Consider the following 1,321-nt stretch of genomic DNA (forward strand, 5'->3'; position numbering starts at 1 on the left):
ATAGACCTCTTTTCTTAAGGGCTATTCTATCTTATTTGCTGCAATTTTTTGGTCTAGTTTTCGGGGAGTATTATACTGTACCACTTTGGTAAAATTCCCGGTGGCATTGTCGGTTTTAATGACACTAAATTCTGACCCTGTTGCGGGGGAGATGCTTTTGACTACCCCCGTAAATTTTTGTTTGCCTAGGGCATCGACAGTAAACCACGCTTTTTGCCCGATTTTCATTTTATCAATTTGGGTTTCTTTAAAATTGGCAATGACCCACATCGATTTTGGAATGAGGTAAACCAACTGCGTGCCTTGTGTCACCAGCTGACCGGTGCGGATATTGATTTGCCCTAATTTACCTGAGGTCGGGGCGGTGATTAAGCCATATTCTTGGTTGGTATTGGCTTGATTTAGCTGTGCATTGGCGCTTTTAATCTGTGCCACCAAACCAATCTTTGTCACTTCCGCGGTTTTTTGACCTTCGCGGGCGACATCGACACTGGCGATTGCTTGGCTCAACAGTGCTTCATTGTTTTTTACTGCCGCTTTGGCAGTATCGACTTCATTTTGTGACACTGCGCCAACGCCGACCAAGGATTCAAGTCGTTTAAGCTGTTGGATAGACAATTCTAACTGGGTTTTAACTTGTGCTACTTTTGCCTGCGCGGCTTTGACATCGGCTTTGCGCTGCTCGATGATTTGTTGTTGGTTGGCTAAATTGGTGGTCGCTTGTTCCAGTCCTGACTCGGCTTGTACTACTTGCTGTGAGTAGTTAGCACTGCTGACTTTAACTAACGGCTGACCTTGTTTGACGTCCTCAAAATCACTGACGTAGACTTTTTCGATATAACCATTAATTTGTGCCGACAATAGGGTGATATTGCCTTTGACATAACTGTTTTCGGTTTGTTGCAGTGGCGTATTAAACGGACCCAAATGCCATGCCCATAAAATCACCCCAACACCGAGCAAAAAAACCAATAACATGATAATTAAGGTAAGCGGCCTAGGCTTAATAATCTTTTCAGGCGCCTGTGCGGGTTTGTCATCGCTGTCATCAGCTGGCGCATCATTTTGGGTTTTTGCTTCACTACTCATGAGTTAGGTTTTCCGTAAGCATTTTATTGATGATTAAATTTTATTGGTCATTCAATTTATCATTAAACTGTTATTTAAAAAAACACTTATCTAACTGAAGTTACGCACCGCTAATAGCCTTAAGCTGGGCAAAAGCCGACTGATTAGCGGAGACGAGTAACTTTAAACGCAAAGCGAAATGATTTAACTTGGTTTTGATTTTCAAACACTCAAGCTTAAACACCGCATACGT

The 1,321-nt window shown here is 42.5% G+C and carries 1 protein-coding gene; it reads right to left on the reverse strand.

All coding sequences use genetic code 11. From position 1 onward, the window contains the following. Positions 1-21: 21 nt before the first annotated feature. Complete coding sequence (locus ACH0AB_RS11795) at positions 22-1,089, reverse strand: HlyD family secretion protein (RefSeq protein ID WP_406878259.1); 1,068 nt, start codon at positions 1,087-1,089, stop codon at positions 22-24. Between the last annotated feature and the right edge of the window lie 232 nt (positions 1,090-1,321).

Source organism: Moraxella sp. 179-F 1C4 NHS (assembly GCF_045370505.1).
Classification (GTDB): Bacteria; Pseudomonadota; Gammaproteobacteria; order Pseudomonadales; family Moraxellaceae; genus Faucicola; species Faucicola tetraodonis.

Excerpts from the sequence above, each read along its gene's own strand:
- ACH0AB_RS11795 (WP_406878259.1), bottom strand. The coding sequence starts at position 1,089 with ATGAGTAGTGAAGCAAAAACCCAAAATGATGCGCCAGCTGATGACAGC.